This is a genomic window from Citrobacter amalonaticus (genome assembly GCF_037053465.1).
In the GTDB taxonomy this organism is placed as follows: Bacteria; Pseudomonadota; Gammaproteobacteria; order Enterobacterales; family Enterobacteriaceae; genus Citrobacter_A; species Citrobacter_A amalonaticus_H.
In genome coordinates, this window is record NZ_JBALIF010000007.1 from 70,314 (window position 1) to 85,750 (window position 15,437).

The 15,437-nt window shown below is 52.5% G+C and carries 15 protein-coding genes; 2 read left to right on the forward strand and 13 right to left on the reverse strand.

The genetic code is table 11. The annotated features are described in order from the left end of the window. Position 1: 1 nt before the first annotated feature. The 11 genes from dagF to pmbA all read right to left on the reverse strand — a co-directional run bounded on the left by dagF (position 2) and on the right by pmbA (position 10,712). Positions 2–742: a 2-dehydro-3-deoxy-phosphogluconate aldolase gene (dagF, locus tag WB371_RS13410; protein WP_336220564.1), complete on the reverse strand. Its 741-nt coding sequence runs from the start codon at positions 740–742 to the stop codon at positions 2–4. Further along, complete coding sequence (locus WB371_RS13415) at positions 739–1,857, reverse strand: DgaE family pyridoxal phosphate-dependent ammonia lyase (RefSeq protein ID WP_336220565.1); 1,119 nt, start codon at positions 1,855–1,857, stop codon at positions 739–741. Before WB371_RS13415 ends, dagF begins: the two co-directional genes overlap by 4 nt. Continuing rightward, on the reverse strand, positions 1,841–2,974 hold the full coding sequence (locus WB371_RS13420) for an amidohydrolase/deacetylase family metallohydrolase (RefSeq protein WP_336220566.1): 1,134 nt from the start codon (positions 2,972–2,974) through the stop codon (positions 1,841–1,843). The genes WB371_RS13415 and WB371_RS13420 overlap by 17 nt, the downstream gene beginning before the upstream one ends. 99 nt (positions 2,975–3,073) lie before the next feature. Further along, entirely contained in the window at positions 3,074–3,718 is a 645-nt protein-coding gene (locus WB371_RS13425) for a DUF4310 family protein (RefSeq protein ID WP_336220567.1), read from the reverse strand. 11 nt (positions 3,719–3,729) lie between these two features. After that, the gene (locus WB371_RS13430) at positions 3,730–4,506 is read right to left on the reverse strand and encodes a DUF4311 domain-containing protein (protein ID WP_042321636.1); all 777 of its coding nucleotides are present in this window, start codon (positions 4,504–4,506) and stop codon (positions 3,730–3,732) included. Between the two features lie 22 nt (positions 4,507–4,528). Then, on the reverse strand, positions 4,529–4,828 hold the full coding sequence (locus tag WB371_RS13435; RefSeq protein ID WP_336220568.1) for a DUF4312 family protein: 300 nt from the start codon (positions 4,826–4,828) through the stop codon (positions 4,529–4,531). Positions 4,829–4,830: 2 nt separating this feature from the next. Further along, positions 4,831–5,193, reverse strand: coding sequence for an SFCGS family glycine-rich protein (locus tag WB371_RS13440; RefSeq protein WP_000435389.1), 363 nt, complete (start codon positions 5,191–5,193; stop codon positions 4,831–4,833). Between the two features lie 11 nt (positions 5,194–5,204). After that, complete coding sequence (locus tag WB371_RS13445; protein WP_336220569.1) at positions 5,205–5,543, reverse strand: glycine dehydrogenase; 339 nt, start codon at positions 5,541–5,543, stop codon at positions 5,205–5,207. A 331-nt stretch (positions 5,544–5,874) separates the two neighbouring features. After that, positions 5,875–6,261 (reverse strand): cytochrome b562, encoded by a 387-nt coding sequence (cybC, locus tag WB371_RS13450; protein WP_336220570.1) that lies wholly within the window; start codon positions 6,259–6,261, stop codon positions 5,875–5,877. A 134-nt stretch (positions 6,262–6,395) separates the two neighbouring features. After that, entirely contained in the window at positions 6,396–8,903 is a 2,508-nt protein-coding gene (locus tag WB371_RS13455) for an autotransporter outer membrane beta-barrel domain-containing protein (RefSeq protein WP_336220571.1), read from the reverse strand. A 456-nt stretch (positions 8,904–9,359) separates the two neighbouring features. Continuing rightward, positions 9,360–10,712 carry a metalloprotease PmbA gene (gene pmbA / locus WB371_RS13460; RefSeq protein ID WP_336220572.1) on the reverse strand — a complete coding sequence of 451 codons (1,353 nt, stop codon included), beginning with the start codon at positions 10,710–10,712 and terminating at the stop codon, positions 9,360–9,362. A 95-nt stretch (positions 10,713–10,807) separates the two neighbouring features. On the opposite strand from pmbA, the gene yjgA reads away from it, so the two are divergent. After that, entirely contained in the window at positions 10,808–11,359 is a 552-nt protein-coding gene (yjgA, locus tag WB371_RS13465) for a ribosome biogenesis factor YjgA (RefSeq protein WP_336220573.1), read from the forward strand. Positions 11,360–11,586: 227 nt separating this feature from the next. Here the strand turns inward: yjgA and mpl are convergent, their stop codons facing one another. Then, positions 11,587–12,966: a UDP-N-acetylmuramate:L-alanyl-gamma-D-glutamyl-meso-diaminopimelate ligase gene (gene mpl / locus WB371_RS13470; protein WP_336220574.1), complete on the reverse strand. Its 1,380-nt coding sequence runs from the start codon at positions 12,964–12,966 to the stop codon at positions 11,587–11,589. Between the two features lie 175 nt (positions 12,967–13,141). Here mpl and fbp point away from each other — a divergent pair, with 175 nt between their 5' ends. Further along, positions 13,142–14,140: a class 1 fructose-bisphosphatase gene (gene fbp, locus WB371_RS13475; protein WP_336220575.1), complete on the forward strand. Its 999-nt coding sequence runs from the start codon at positions 13,142–13,144 to the stop codon at positions 14,138–14,140. A 172-nt stretch (positions 14,141–14,312) separates the two neighbouring features. Here fbp and WB371_RS13480 read toward each other — a convergent pair whose 3' ends face one another. Further along, positions 14,313–15,425: a methyl-accepting chemotaxis protein gene (locus tag WB371_RS13480; protein ID WP_336220576.1), complete on the reverse strand. Its 1,113-nt coding sequence runs from the start codon at positions 15,423–15,425 to the stop codon at positions 14,313–14,315. Positions 15,426–15,437: the final 12 nt, after the last annotated feature.

A 15,437-nucleotide genomic window follows, 5' to 3' on the forward strand; every position in this document is an offset into this window, starting at 1 on the left:
ATTAACCTACGCAGGCCCGGGTCAAAGCCAGCAACTGGCGCACATCGTCCGGACGCGTGTTCCCGCTTACCTTATCAATAATAGAACTATAAATGTGAGGAATGATTTTGCTGACGCCCGCATCGAGAGCGATGCGCAAGATCTCCGCGTAGTTTTCCAGACAGATCCCACCGGTCGGCTCCAGCCAGAAATCATGACGCGCGCAGGCTTCCGCGACCGCTTTAAATTCATCACGGCATTGCAGACCGCCCATCGGGAAGTATTTAACAGAGCTCCCGCCCATATCTTTCAACAGCGCGATGGCCGTTTCGACCGGTACAATGCCGTCCGGCGCTTTGCTGCTCAACGGTCCAGTGGAGATTTTGACTTTCCCTGGCGTACCGGTTGGCGATACCAGGCCGTTTACCACCGTGTCGCTCTGCCCAAGCAGCGCCCGACTGGTGGCGACGCCGGTAAACACCTGGTTGACGTGCTGCGGCTGTACCTGGCGAGAAATTTCACTGACCATCGCCGACTGGTTTGGATCGCCCGCACCCAGCCCCACGGAAAGCGCATTGTCGATAAGCTTTGCGTAGTCGCGCATATCCGCCACTGCGCTGTCGATGTCCGGGTAATTTTTGGAGAGTACGCCAACCAGCACATGACCTTCCGCCGCCTCGTAAATGTCACGAGCATTCTCTTTCGAACCGGCCAGCACATTCAGGCAGACGCGATCGCGGTAAAAGTTCGGAGTCAGTTTCATGCTTTTTTCTCCTGATTAATCACATCATTAATACGACGCGCCACAATGTCCAGTTGTGCGCGGTCCACGCTGCGCACATCCGCTTCAATAATTCCCTCGTTGGCTTTGTAACCACGGAAGTAAATCGCGTATTCGCCCTGTTTGAGCGCCTCGACCAGTTCACCTGTGGCAATGCCGGTCACAGCTTCATCAAATTTAATTTCGGTACGGGCGATATCACGTCCGGCGCTGTCCCACACCACGCGAGCGGTCACGCCGTTAAGCGCATTCAGCGCCTCAATGAACGGCGTCATTTTTTCCACCATCTCCGCACCGCTCTCTTTTTGTGCATGCAGATAGCGTTCAATGGCGCAGGTCAGACCGAGAATGCCCTCTTTACCCACTTTCATTGCCCGGCCAATGCCTGCTGTCTGGCGTTTCACCCATTCGACATACTGGGTTTTCCCGATAACCAGCCCGCTGGTCGGGCCTTCTATTGCTTTTGCCCCGCTGTAAATCACCAGATCCGCCCCCGCACGGTAATAGCATTGCAAATCTTCTTCCGCCGCCGCATCGACGATCAGCGGCAGATTGTGTTTACGCGCCACCACCATGGCTTGTTCAACGCTGAGCATGCTTTTTTGCACACAGTGGTGAGATTTGATGTAAAGGATTGCCGCCGTGCGCGGCGTAATGGCAGCAGTCAACTGTGCGGCAGAGCATTCATTGGCGTAACCGGCTTCTACCAGCTTGCCGCCACCCAGCGCCACCATCGTGCCAACCGGTGCGCCAAAGTTGACGTTGTGGCCTCTTGGCAACACGATTTCGTTATTTTCAATCGGCGTCACATGCAGGTTTTCCAGCAGCCAGTCGCTGTCTTTGACCAGTACCGCCGCCACCGACTGGGCGATACCGGCAGACGCACAGGAAACGACCGTCGCGCCTTCCACGTCCAGCAGTTTCGCGATGTATTCGCCGGTTTTATTCACCAGATCTTTCATCTCAAAGTACTGGTTCATGCCGGCCATCGCCGCTTCTACCACTTCCGGGCGCGGCGTAGAGACGCCCAGCGCAGTCATGCGGCCTGAAGTATTAATCACTTGTTTTAAATGGTATTTATCAAAAATCGAAGGCATATTCCGCGCTCCCTTGTTCGGTCATATAGCCCTTGCCTGCACGAATTGCGGCAAGCGGCACCAGCAGTTTTTCAGCCTGTAAGCTGTCATTTTCGGCATCCACCAGCACAGTCGGCTGGCGTTTCAGCGTAAAGAGGGTTAAGTCCGCGTCCAGACCTGGCTGGAGACGGCCTTTAGATTTCAGGCGCAAACTCTCAGCGGCATTGACCGTGACACAGTCGATCACCTGCGGCAGCGACATGCCGATAGCGAGGAATTTCGACATCACATTCGCCAGTGAATGCACCGGGCCGCTGATGCGGTTGCGGCAGTAAATGTCTGAACTGATGGTATGCGGCAGAATGCCCAAACTGATGGCGCGTTTCGCCACCGCAAAGCTCAGGCTGGCGGTGCCATGTCCCACATCCAGACGCACGCCGCGCTGGAGAGCGCGGATCACCGAAGCGCGTAGTTCGCCTTCAGGGGTCAGAATGCGATTGGGTTTTCCGTTATAGCAGTGGGTAATGATATCGCCTGCCGTCAGGCGCTCTGCGATTTCATCCAGATCCGGCGGGTTATTACCGATGTGAACCATCAGCGGTAAATCACCGTTTTCCTGCTGCATCGCTTTGGCGCGATCCAGGGGCGTAATGCCATTCTCCCCCACCACGCTGCTGCTCATCCGCGCCTTCAGGCCAACGATAAAATCCGGGTAACGTTTTACCGCCTGTTTCACCGCGTCGGCGTCAATATTCGCCATCTTCGCCAGTTCGTTTTGCGCAATCAGCCCGACGCGGGAGATATTCAGTAAGGCATAAACATCCGTCGCGGCATCGCGCGTGAGGGTATAAAAATCATCAATATCGTCGGCGCCGGTACTGCCCGCATCCACCACGGTCGTCACGCCCGTGGCAATCCCGACGCTGTCGGGTAGGTCATGATAAATCGGGGATTTGGGATAGCAGTGAACGTGGGAATCAATCCAGCCAGCGCTGACATAGCACTCACCCTGGAGATCAACGGTTTTTGCCGCCGGGTCGTTTATTTCGCCGAGGGCGGCGATTTTGCCGTCCTTCAGGGCGATATCACAGACCGTATCGTCAACCAGACGCGCACGGCGCAGGAGTAAATCAAACATGTCTCTCTCCTTCCTTTTGCCGGATGGCGACGTACCGCTGCCTCCGGCCTACAAAAACGCGCTTATCCGTAAGGCTGATAAGCGCTCAACATCAGGCAATCAGCTAATCGCAATCGGGAAGATAGAACCTAAAATCATCGCGCCAAGGATCGCGCCGCCGGTGATTGGTTTCTGCCAGATGTAAAACAGCAGGGCGCCAACCAGAGATCCCACGCCAATGGGAATAGATGCCGTCATCGCGCTGAGGATGATTAAGGGACCGAGGAAACGGCCCGAGGCATTACCAGCCCCCATCATCACATCCGCCCCGTAGGTGGAATCACTCTGATTAATGGTGAATTTACGCGCCAGGATGATGACGTAACCAATCGCCAGGCCAATCGCCAGACCCGTAGCCAGGGATGCGAGGAAGTTCTCGACCGGGAAGATAATGCCCGCGCCCAACAGCAGCGCCGGAACCCCCAGACCCACACCGGTCTGAATCGCGCCGCCGATATCCAGGATCCCCACCAGGGAACCTTCGATAATGCGGGCAAACAGGAAGCTGGCGCCAAACGCCGCGACCGCACCGTAGGAACCGGTATCAATCCCCGCCTTTAACATGGCGACGAAAGCCACTTCGTTGAACGCGCCAATCCCGTACAGGTAGTACATGTGTGTCCCGGCAAATACACCGGAAGAGAGCAGGCCAACGAAGATCGGGAACGACCAGTCGGCAAACCAAAAACCTTTATTCTGTTCCATTGTGGCCTCCGTTATTTGCCGCTAAGCGAGTTGTGGATCAGTTCGAGCCAGTTCGGCACGGTCATGTGGAAGGATTCGATCATCTTCATATCGAAGCCACGGAAGAAGCCGCTCAGGACGAACAACAGCACGATGGCCGCCATCATCACTTTGGTCACATGGTTCCAGCCGCTCTCTTCCACGCCTTTACCAATCAGGATGCCCAGTACCAGACCCGGTACGGCGTTACCCATGATCAACTGCGCTGCGCCGCCAAACACGGTCGCCCAGAAGCCAGATTTCTTACCCGCGTCAATGGCCGCCAGCCAGAAGATCACTGGCATCACCGTATTGACCAGCAGATTTGCCGCTGGGACCAGCACCTTAACGGCGGTCACCTGTAAGGCTTCCGGTACGGAAGAAGCGGTAAGATTCAGGAAGGTTACGACGATCATGCCGATGATGCCGCAGGCAATCGCCATTTTTTTCGGATCGTGCAGCGTTTCACCGACGTTGCGGTTTTTGATCATCAGCGCTGCTGCGCCCCAGTTAGGGATGATGCGGTGATCCACGTCCTGCGTGAACGATCCCGCCGCAACGGAAGAAGCCCAGGCGTTGAAGAAAAAGCCCAGACCGAAGGAGAAGTGAGAGGCCGGATCCCCTTCGCAGGAGTTCAGTTCCCCCAGAGTACGAAACGCGCCCATCCCCTGTGTGGTAGGCGCATGAAACATGCGTGCAGCCCCAGCACCCACACCTACGCCAACGAGGGCACCGATGATGAGCGATTTTATTAAAATTATCAGGAACATAGTTATGCCTTCTTAACAAGAATCAGCGTTGCGAGACAAAATCCACCTTGTCCAGATTGATGGCTGTCACGTTGACGGTCACATCCAGCTCCACGCTGTATGTGCGTCTTTCCCGGCGCAAAAAGAAAAATAAGAACGCCTCTTTACGCACCGCTTCACGCGCTTGAACAACCTGCACTTCCTGTGGCTCAATACGCAATAAGATATGCGGCGATGCCTTCATGACCGCGGCCTGAACATGGTTCAGGGCATCGGCAAAGGCGCGCGCTTTAGCTTCGCCTTTACCGGTGACTCTCACCGTTGTGGTGAATTGTTCTTTCATACTTACGCGCCGTATTTCTTCTGCCACGCCTGAACCAGACGCTCGCCAAGCTCTTCTTTATCCATAAAGCCGAACCCCAGTACATTGCAGCCTTCGTTGATCGCCGTTACGCCTTCATCCACAGAGCGCATGCCGTATTTCGCTTTATAGCCATGCTTGTTTTGTGCGGTGATCGCACCCGCGCCGCCGCTGCCGCAGAAGGAGATGCCGAAAGTGGCGTTTTCCGCTTTCATCACGTCCCCCAGTTTCATATCTGCGGCAACGCCCGGCACCACGACCGCACGGCCACCCGCTTTCTCAACGCCTGCCGCCACTTTCTGGCCTTTACCCAGACGATCGCCAATCACGACTGTAATTTGTTCCATGTTGTTGCTCCTTAAAGGTTGTCTTTCGCGACTTCAAAGTGGACGGACAGCAGCCAGGCTTCTTCCTCGGGAAGGTTGCCAAACGCTGCGACCACGTCGCGGGCAAGCGCCATTGAATCGGCTGAAATTTCATCAAACAAACTGGCTTCCACTTCCGGCAAAGGCTCGCCGGTCACTGACCGGTGCGCCATGGCGCGAACGTGAGACGTCAGCATTTGTTCCTGTACGGCGTTGGGAATGATGTTGTGCTCACGCAGCAAGGCATACACTTGCGCCAGCATGCGATCGGCCAGTTCACCAATCTGCGTCACCTGCTCCCCCATGTCGTTCATTACTGCTCCGTTATTCACTCGTCTTACCCCGTTAATGGCTCTGGGTTAAAACTAACGGTGAGGGTGAAAAGTTTGTAGCGAGTTGTTTTCCACTTCGAAGTGGAAAGGCGAGTGGCAACAGTGATCTGTTCCACAGAAAAGGCGGTTTTGATGATTTATCGCTGGGAAAGTGTGATACGCCTCGCACGATAAAAATGAAAAAGAGGCACGACTGAGAACAATTACATTGGTGTGATTAATGATGAAATGTGACGGGTATTACGTTTACTTATGGATTCATGATCAATGCCGAATGACAATACGATCGGTTTATCCGACCTGCAACACGCAACAGGCCGGATGTTAACGATTAACGATACTTCTTATGGTAGGCGTTACGGGTGGTTTTAAACTCTTCCGCCGCGGCCTGTGCTTCCTTCACCTTACCTTCGTTCGCCAGCTTCAACGCGCCGTCGATTTGGCCGACAAGTACGTCAAAACCGTGGCGGTAATCTTTCATTTCCGGGCTGTCCGGTGATTTACCTTCCAGCTTCGGCGGCGTCGCTTTTTGCGCGTCCAGCGCCGCAGCACGCATGGCTTCCAGCGCGTTTTTCATTTCGCTGGCATTATCGGTTTTTTGTACGAGTTTAAGATTGTCGTTGAGGATCTCCATGTCTTCATCCAGATCCCGCGCCATACTCACACCACTGAACAGCACAGACGACACCGCTAACATTGCAATAAGTTGCTTACGCATTGATTCACCTTTTATTGTTTAGGGTCGAACTCTCCACAACAAAAGTATTAAGCCCAATGATTTTTTGCAAATTTACTTGTGTAACACAAAAAAAATCCGGGTATCATCACCCGGATTTTATCATTGCTTTTTACTTACCAGATGTACTTAACACCCACCATACCACTGACCTGGCTGTAATCATCTTCACCGGTCTGATAGCCTACGTTGGCCCAGAAATGGAAGTTATTATTGATTTTACCTTCCACTCCACCTTTCACTTCGTAGTAGCTGGCTGGTGTATCGCTATACACTTTGTCCGCGTCCAGTTTCAGAGAATTAGCAGCAGTATCATGCCACCAGTTCATTTCAATGAACGGCTCCACAGCGGTGGTATCTTTCAGCGTGCGACCAAACATACGCATACCCAGGCGAGTGGTGTATCCGTCGGAATCCGCGTCATGAATCCAGGTACCGTTTTGCTCATGGAAATCATCGGTATTCATTGATGAGTAAATCACCTGAGCCTGAGGTTCGAGGAACAATGACTTATCGGCGTTATCGATAACCTGGAACGCATACCCGGTTTCGAGGGAGACCTGCCATAAATCACTGTCATATTTTTCCGTAGCAAGCTGCTCGCCTTGGGTTTCGTTATCAAACCAGGAGTACTGAAGTGAAGAATCGATATACAGGCCTTTCATGCTTTTTGCATCAGCATACCAGGTACCGTATAGACCCACGTTGTAACCTTTCGCTTTACCGGTAGAGTTACGGGTGCCTGCCTTCGAATCGGCTGAATGAGAATCGGTTTTGGCATAGCCATAGCCAAACATGAAACCAACATGACCACGATCTGAACCCGAAGAGGACCAGGTGGTAATGTCATTACCTAACTGGAACATGCTGGTATCCGTACTCTGGTCAATGCTTCCGGCGGCGCGCCCTTCCGTACGAGAACCGGAAACACGCATCCATGTTGATGGCATAACGTCATCTGATGCCAGGCTCTGGGTAAGATTTTGCTCGCCCATGCGATCGTGCATGGTGCTCATGAACATGTCTTTGGCCGCAGTCTGGTTGCCGAGATAAGATCCCGCTTCAGGACGTACAGGCGGAGCATCTGGTGCTGGTGTTGGTGTTGGTGTTGGTGTTGGTGCAGGCGCTGGAGTCGGGTCCGGCGTTGGATCCGGGTCCGGCGTGGGTTCAGGATCTGGAGCCGGGGTTTCCGACGGTTTGGAGGTCAAATACCAGTTACCATCAGTCGGCGCACTGGTGCTGCCTTTCACTAAGTAATAATCGTATGCCCCTGCGATAATACGCCCATTCTGAGTGAAGGTACCATCTGAAGCCCCGCCGACATCAATAACTTCAATACCTTCAACTGTCTGACCGCCATTACCACCCACATTATTAACGGTTACAGCCGTGGTGCCAGGCTTCGTATCACCTGTGATAATCAGTTTGCTACCGGTAGAAGTGGTATCGTCATTAAGCGCCATGTTCATCACGAGATTGCCATTATTACCGGTATAATTACCGTTAATCGTGAAGTTGGACATTGCGCCGCCTTCAAAGCCTTTTGCTGCACTGGCAAGAACAAGCGTACCGCTGTTAGTAACGTCCCCTTTAACAGAACCATAGCCACCAAATGTCCCACTCTGTTCAATGGTCACATTGCTGGTTAATTTACTGTTATCATCACCGAGGAATAAATTACCCGCTTTAACGGTAGTCCCGCCGGTAAATTCGTTACTTGCCCCTTTAACAATCCAGGTGCTGCCTTCATCTTTGGTCAGATTTTCAATATTTTTATAGGTTGACATATCCGGGAGCGTGCCAGTTCCGGAGGCGCCAGCCAATACTAAACTGTCTTTTCCTGCGCCCAAATCAACAGCACCTTGAATGACAGACGTTGACTCAAGTATCAACTGATCGTCTTCCCCGCCAGTTTTAATAGCGGTCACCCCAGTGGTGCTTATCGTGCCGGAGTTTCGAATTGAAGTAGAGTAATAATCCGAAGAGTCAATCGCTATTGCATTATCGCCTTTTACAGAAATACTACCTTTATTGTTAATTTCAGCCACTGCATCAGCATTAGCAGTAAGGTAAATGCCTCTGCTGCCATTTTCACCTGTTGTAATAATACCTGACTCATTGTTATTTATATTCACCTTGCCTGTATTATTACGTATATATATGCCTTCTGTCTGTTCTGAATAGATTGTGCCATTATTATTAATTGTCGCAGTAACATGTAACAGCGAGCTATTTCCACTATCAAATAAAATGGTGTGAGCCGTTGCAGATTTTCCACTATTCGAAATAGTACCATTATTGGTTAACTGCCAGGTGGTTTCAGACAGATTCCGGAAAAGTACCGCCGGATTAGTACTATCATTAACATCAATTTTACCGCCAGAATTAACCAGCAGTTGTTCATCTTTACCATTAAATCTAATGTAATTGGTGTCAACGCTGTCGACAGTTACAGTACTTCCATCACCTGAGACTGTGCAAGACATACTTGTCGGTTCTGAAATAACGCCGCCCTGATCGGTACAATCAGCAAATGCATTGAAGGAAAGTAGCCCAGCCAAAATACAGGGGTACTTTAAATAGAGCGCGTATGACAACTGATTAAACTTATTATTCCTTACCATCGTAATTATCCTTTACTATTTTTCTTTTTTGTTAAAGACACGCTAAATGCGTACAATTGATTCGCGCCATGAATTAATTGTACACATTTAATCAGCATTTCATTACTACATGTAAAAGTGTGTAATAACCTTATTTTCAATGTCTACAACATTTGTGACAATATCTGCACAGTCCAAAAAAGGATCGGAATATTGGAATCTGAAAGAATATTAGGAAAATTCAGGATAATTACATTAACAACAAAGAAGAGATTACCGCACAAATACAGAACCAGTTTTTAACAAAAGAATCAACACCAACCATTAATTACAACAAAATTAAATACCACTTCAAGTAAAAACAGTCACTTAATTGGATTGTGACAATAAATCATAGCTTACATGCGGCTATATTCAAGACGAATATGGCCTACTTTTACATTTTTAAAAAAGCGCGATTTCTCGCGCTTTTTAGGATTATTGCCCGGCGATTTTCATCTCCGGTAACAGAACTGAACCACACTGTATATTACTCCGCGTTTCAATATCGTTACCTACCGTAACAATATTGCGCCACATCTCTTTTAAATTTCCGGCAATGGTAATTTCGCTCACCGGATATTGAATTTCCCCGTTTTCGACCCAGAAACCCGCCGCGCCACGGGAGTAATCCCCGGTAATACCGCTCACCCCCTGCCCCATCAGTTCAGTGACCACCAGTCCGGTGCCCATCTCTTTGAGCATCTGCTCAAAGTTCAGCCCCTGCCCGGCAATGCGCCAGTTATGGATGCCACCCGCATGACCGGTGCTTTTCAGCCCCAGCTTGCGCGCGGAATAGTTGGTCAACAGCCACTGGGTCAGTACGCCATCTTTCACAATATCCCGACGTTCCGTGCGCACCCCTTCGCTGTCGAATGGCGATGAGGCCAGCCCTTTCAGCAGGTGCGGATGCTCTTCAATGGTCAGCCATTCAGGCAGAATTTGTTTACCCAGCGAATCCAGCAGGAAGGTGGATTTGCGGTACACCGAACCGCCCGCAATTGCGCCAACCAGATGACCAAACAGCCCGGTCGCCACTTCATTGGCAAAAATCACCGGCGCTTTCATCGTTGAGAGTTTACGCGGCGACAGGCGGGATAACGTGCGGCGAGCACAGTCCGCGCCGACCCATTCCGGCGTTTGCAGGTCACCCATCGCGCGGCCAATGGTATAGGCATAATCGCGCTCCATGTCGCCGTTCTCTTCCGCAATCACACAACTGGAAAGCGAATGGCGAGTCGAGCAATAGCCCTGCAACATGCCATGACTGTTGCCGAACACTTTAATACCGTAATGGCTGTTAAAACTGCCGCCTTCAGTATTGGTAATACGCCTGTCGGCCTGCAAAGAGGCCTGCTCCGCACGCGCCGCCAGTTCGATGGCGTCGTCCGGCGAAATCTCCGACGGATGGAACAGATCCAAATCCGGCGCATCAAACGCCAGCAGTTCTTTGTCTGCCACACCGGCACAAGGATCCGAGGAGGTATAGCGCGCAATATCCAGCGCCGCCTGAACGGTTCGGGCAATCGCCTGTGGGCTTAAATCGGTTGATGAGGCGCTGCCTTTGCGGTTCTGGTGATAAACGGTAATCCCCAGCGCGCCATCGCTATTGAATTCGACATTCTCCACTTCACCATAACGGGTGCTTACACTGATGCCGGTCGTCTTGCTTACGGCGACTTCCGCCCCGTCCGATTTGCCTGAGGCTAACTCCAGCGCTGTCGAGACTGCTTCTTCCAGAATCTTACGCTGCGCTTCAACTTGTGAGATTACTTTCATCGCAAATGCCATAATGTAGAGAGAGTTTCTCTGAAGTCTAACAGAGAACCGTTTTTCAGTGCGCATCTTAACTGGTAACATTAGCCTCTTTTTTTAAGGAGCCTGACATGACAAAGCAGCCCGAAGACTGGCTCGACGACGTTCCCGGTGATGACATCGAAGACGAAGACGATGAAATTATCTGGGTCAGCAAAAGTGAAATTAAACGCGACGCCGAGGAGCTGAAACGCCTGGGCGCGGAAATTGTGGATCTGGGAAAAAACGCGCTGGATAAAATCCCGCTTGATGCGGATCTGCGTGCCGCCATTGAGCTGGCGCAGCGTATCAAAATGGAAGGACGCCGCCGCCAGCTACAACTGATTGGTAAAATGCTGCGTCAACGCGACGTGGAGCCCATCCGCCAGGCGCTGGACAAGCTGAAAAACCGCCATAACCAACAGGTGGTGCTGTTTCACAAGCTTGAGTATCTGCGCGACAGACTGATCGTCGAAGGGGATGACGCGATTGAAGAGGTGCTGAACCTGTGGCCGCACGCCGATCGCCAGCAGCTTCGTTCGCTGATCCGTAACGCTAAAAAAGAGAAGGAAGGGAATAAGCCGCCGAAATCCGCGCGTCAGATCTTCCAGTATCTGCGTGAACTGGCAGAAAACGAGGCGTAACTTCTCGCGTCGGGAACGCCGGATGACGACGCATAGCGTCTTATCCGGCCTACAGAATTAGATGAACCATCGACAAAGTGCCGGATGACGACGCAAAGCGTCTTATCCGGCCTACAGAATTAGATGAACCATCGACAAAGTGCCGGATGACGACGCATAACGTCTTATCCGGCCTACAAGATCATAACCGTAGGCCCGGTAAGCGTCAGCGCCACCGGGCTTTTTTCTTACTCTTCTGCTTTCGCTGCGGCTTTTTTCGCCAGACCGTCCAGTAGTTTTTGGTGAATGCCGCCAAACCCGCCGTTACTCATCACCAGAATGTGATCGCCAGGCTGCGCCGTTTTCACCACCATATCGGCCAGCGCGTCGACATCACCACTCCAGTGTGCTGGCTGGATGCAGGCTTCCGCCACTTCTGCCACCTGCCACGGAATATGCGGCGGCTGCAGCAGATACACTTCATCCGCACGGCCTAATGACGGCGCCAGATCGTCTTTGCACAGCCCCATTTTCATGGTGTTAGAGCGCGGCTCCAGCACGGCGATGATGCGTGCCGTACCGCCTACCTTGCCGCGAAGCGCCGCAAGCGTTGCCAGAATCGCTGTCGGGTGATGGGCAAAATCGTCATACACCGTGACGCCGTTGGCTTCACCGCGCAGTTCAAGACGACGACGGGCGTTGATGAACGTCCCCAGCGCATTAGCCGCATCTTCCGGCTGAACGCCAACATGACGGGCCGCGGCAATCGCCATCAAACCGTTATGCATGTTGTGCTCACCGACCAGTGACCATTTCACTTCGCCCACTTTTTCGCCGTCCAGCCACACTTCCCATTCAGACGCGTCAACGTTCAGTTTTTTCGCCTGCCAGTGACCCTGTTCCCCCACCAGCTCCTGTTCACTCCAGCATCCCATCGCCATGGTCTGCTTCAGGTTGATGTCATGTTCCGGCCAAATGATGCGTCCCTGACCCGGTACGATACGAACCAGATGGTGGAACTGTTTCTGGATAGCTTTCAGATCGTCAAAGATATCGGCGTGGTCAAACTCAAGGTTATTGAGGATCAGCGTACGCGGGCAGTAATGCACAAACTTGGAACGCTTATCGAAGAAGGCGCAGTCATACTCATCCGCTTCAATCACGAAGAAGTTGCTTTCCCCCAGACGGGCAGAGACGTCGAAGTTGCCCGGCACGCCACCAATCACAAACCCCGGCTTGTAACCACAGACGTCCAGAATCCAGGTCGCCATACCTGCGGTGGTGGTTTTACCGTGCGTTCCCGCCACGGCCAATACCCAGCGATCGCGCAGCACGAAATCATGCAGCCACTGCGGGCCAGAAATGAACGGAATGTTCTTCTCCAGTACCGCCTCAACGCATGGATTTCCACGGGTCATGGCGTTACCGATGATCACCAAGTCCGGCTGAGGATCAAGCTGGCTGGGGTCATAACCCTGAATCAGAGAGATGCCCTGGTTCTCAAGTAAGGTGCTCATCGGCGGATACACATTGGCGTCCGAACCCGTTACCTCATGACCGAGCGAGCGCGCCAGCATTGCCAGGCCGCCCATGAACGTGCCACAAATTCCCAATATATGAATGCGCATACGTCACTATCCTAAATTAACCCAGGGGGCATTTTACGCATATGTCAGGCAAGTGAGAAACGCATTTCAGGATAATCCGTAGTTTGCTGGCGCGATTCACCTGAGCGCGGCCCCTGAAATATTTGTTAAGATTGTTACGGTCGCTTTACTCCATATTAATTGCAGGGAAAGTGTTATGAAAACGTTAGGTGAATTTATTGTCGAAAAGCAGCACGAGTTTTCTCATGCTACGGGTGAGCTCACTGCTTTGTTGTCGGCAATAAAGCTGGGCGCCAAGATCATCCACCGCGATATCAATAAGGCCGGTCTGGTCGATATCCTGGGTGCCAGCGGTGCTGAAAACGTACAGGGCGAGGTTCAGCAGAAGCTCGACCTGTTTGCGAACGAAAAACTGAAAGCTGCACTCAGAGCGCGCGATATTGTTGCGGGCATTGCCTCTGAAGAAGAAGATGAAATTGTCGTTTTCGAAGGCTGTGAACACGCGAAATACGTGGTGCTGATGGATCCACTGGATGGCTCGTCCAACATCGATGTTAACGTCTCTGTCGGGACCATTTTCTCTATCTACCGCCGCGTGACGCCCGTCGGCACGCCGGTAACCGAAGAAGATTTCCTACAACCAGGCAATAAACAGGTTGCTGCGGGTTATGTGGTTTACGGTTCGTCCACCATGCTGGTGTACACCACCGGTTGTGGCGTTCACGCCTTCACCTACGATCCGTCGCTGGGTGTGTTTTGCCTGTGCCAGGAACGTATGCGCTTCCCGGAGAAAGGCAATACCTACTCCATCAACGAAGGCAACTACATCAAATTCCCGAACGGGGTGAAGAAGTACATCAAGTTCTGTCAGGAAGAAGATAAATCCACCCAGCGCCCGTATACCTCACGCTATATTGGTTCCCTGGTTGCCGATTTCCATCGTAACCTGCTGAAAGGTGGGATTTACCTCTACCCAAGCACTGCCAGCCACCCGGACGGCAAACTGCGTCTGCTGTACGAGTGCAACCCAATGGCGTTCCTCGCCGAGCAAGCGGGCGGTAAGGCGAGCGACGGGAAAGAGCGCATTCTGGATATTATTCCGGAAAGCCTGCACCAGCGTCGCTCGTTCTTCGTCGGCAACAACCATATGGTTGAAGATGTCGAACGTTTTATCCGGGAATTCCCGGACGCGTAAAATCGTTGCCGGATGGCGCTAACGCTTATCCGGCCTGCGAATCGGTGCTGTAATACCTCTGCCGGATGGCGCTGACGCTTATCCGGCCTACGAATCGGTGCTGTAATACCTCTGCCGGATGGCGCTGGCGCTTATCCGGCCTACGAATCGGTGCTGTATACCTTTGACCTGTTCAGGCCGTCTGCAATTTAAACGCGGCCATCGCTTCAATAAGCGCATGAGACTGTTCTTCCAGGGAACGGGTCGCTGCGGATGACTGCTGCACTAACGCCGCGTTCTGCTGCGCCGTCTCATCCATCTGGCTTACCGCGATATTCACCTGTTCGATACCCCGACTCTGCTCCTGCGACGCGCTGGCAATTTCCCGCATCAGCTTTGTCATGCGCATCACTTCGCTGGCAATCTCATCCATCGTTTCACCGGCCTGCATCGCCAAATCGCTACCCTCGCCCACCTGCGCCTGTGAGTCGCCGATAAGCGTACGGATCTCTTTTGCCGCTTCCGCGCTACGGCTGGCCAGATTGCGCACTTCACCCGCGACGACGGCGAAACCACGCCCCTGCTCGCCCGCGCGCGCCGCTTCGACGGACGCATTCAGCGCCAGAATATTGGTCTGGAACGCAATCCCGTCAATGACACCGAGAATATCGCCGATACGGTTAGCACTACCGGAAATATCGCGCATTTTTTCAATCACATAACAGACCATTTCACTACCGCGATCGGCAGTATCCGAGACCGACTTCGCCAGTTGATGGGCCTGATCGGCGTTTTCCGCATTCTGTTTAACCGTCGCGGTCAGTTCCTCCATACTGGCGGCGGTTTGCTCCAGCGAAGTCGCGGTCGATTCGGTGCGTGTCGCCAGATGGATGTTGCCAGCCGTCAGCTCCCGGCTACCGGTGTCAATCTGCGCGCTAGCGTCTCGCACGCGTCTGACCGATTCACTCAACGCTGCGCGCATTCCTTCGAGCGCGGCCTGTAGACGATTAAACTCACTGCTGGCATAACGACTTTCCGCTGCCGACAAATCCCCCGTCGCCAGGCGTTCGAGTTGCTCAACGACCTTATCAAGGGGCTTCAAAAGTTTGTTACGCAGCATCAACCAGACCACGGCCAGCAGGGCAATCGCGGTCAGCGTCGAAGCGGTCATCACCCCATAATAGCTCCAGGAAGTGATAATACGGGTGGAGGCGTAAATTCCCATCCCGCCCGTAAACAGCAGCAAGAGGGTAGTCAGCGACAATAAAACCAGCAGTGTATTTCGTAGGGAGAGAGATGTTGGCATTGTTATTTTCCG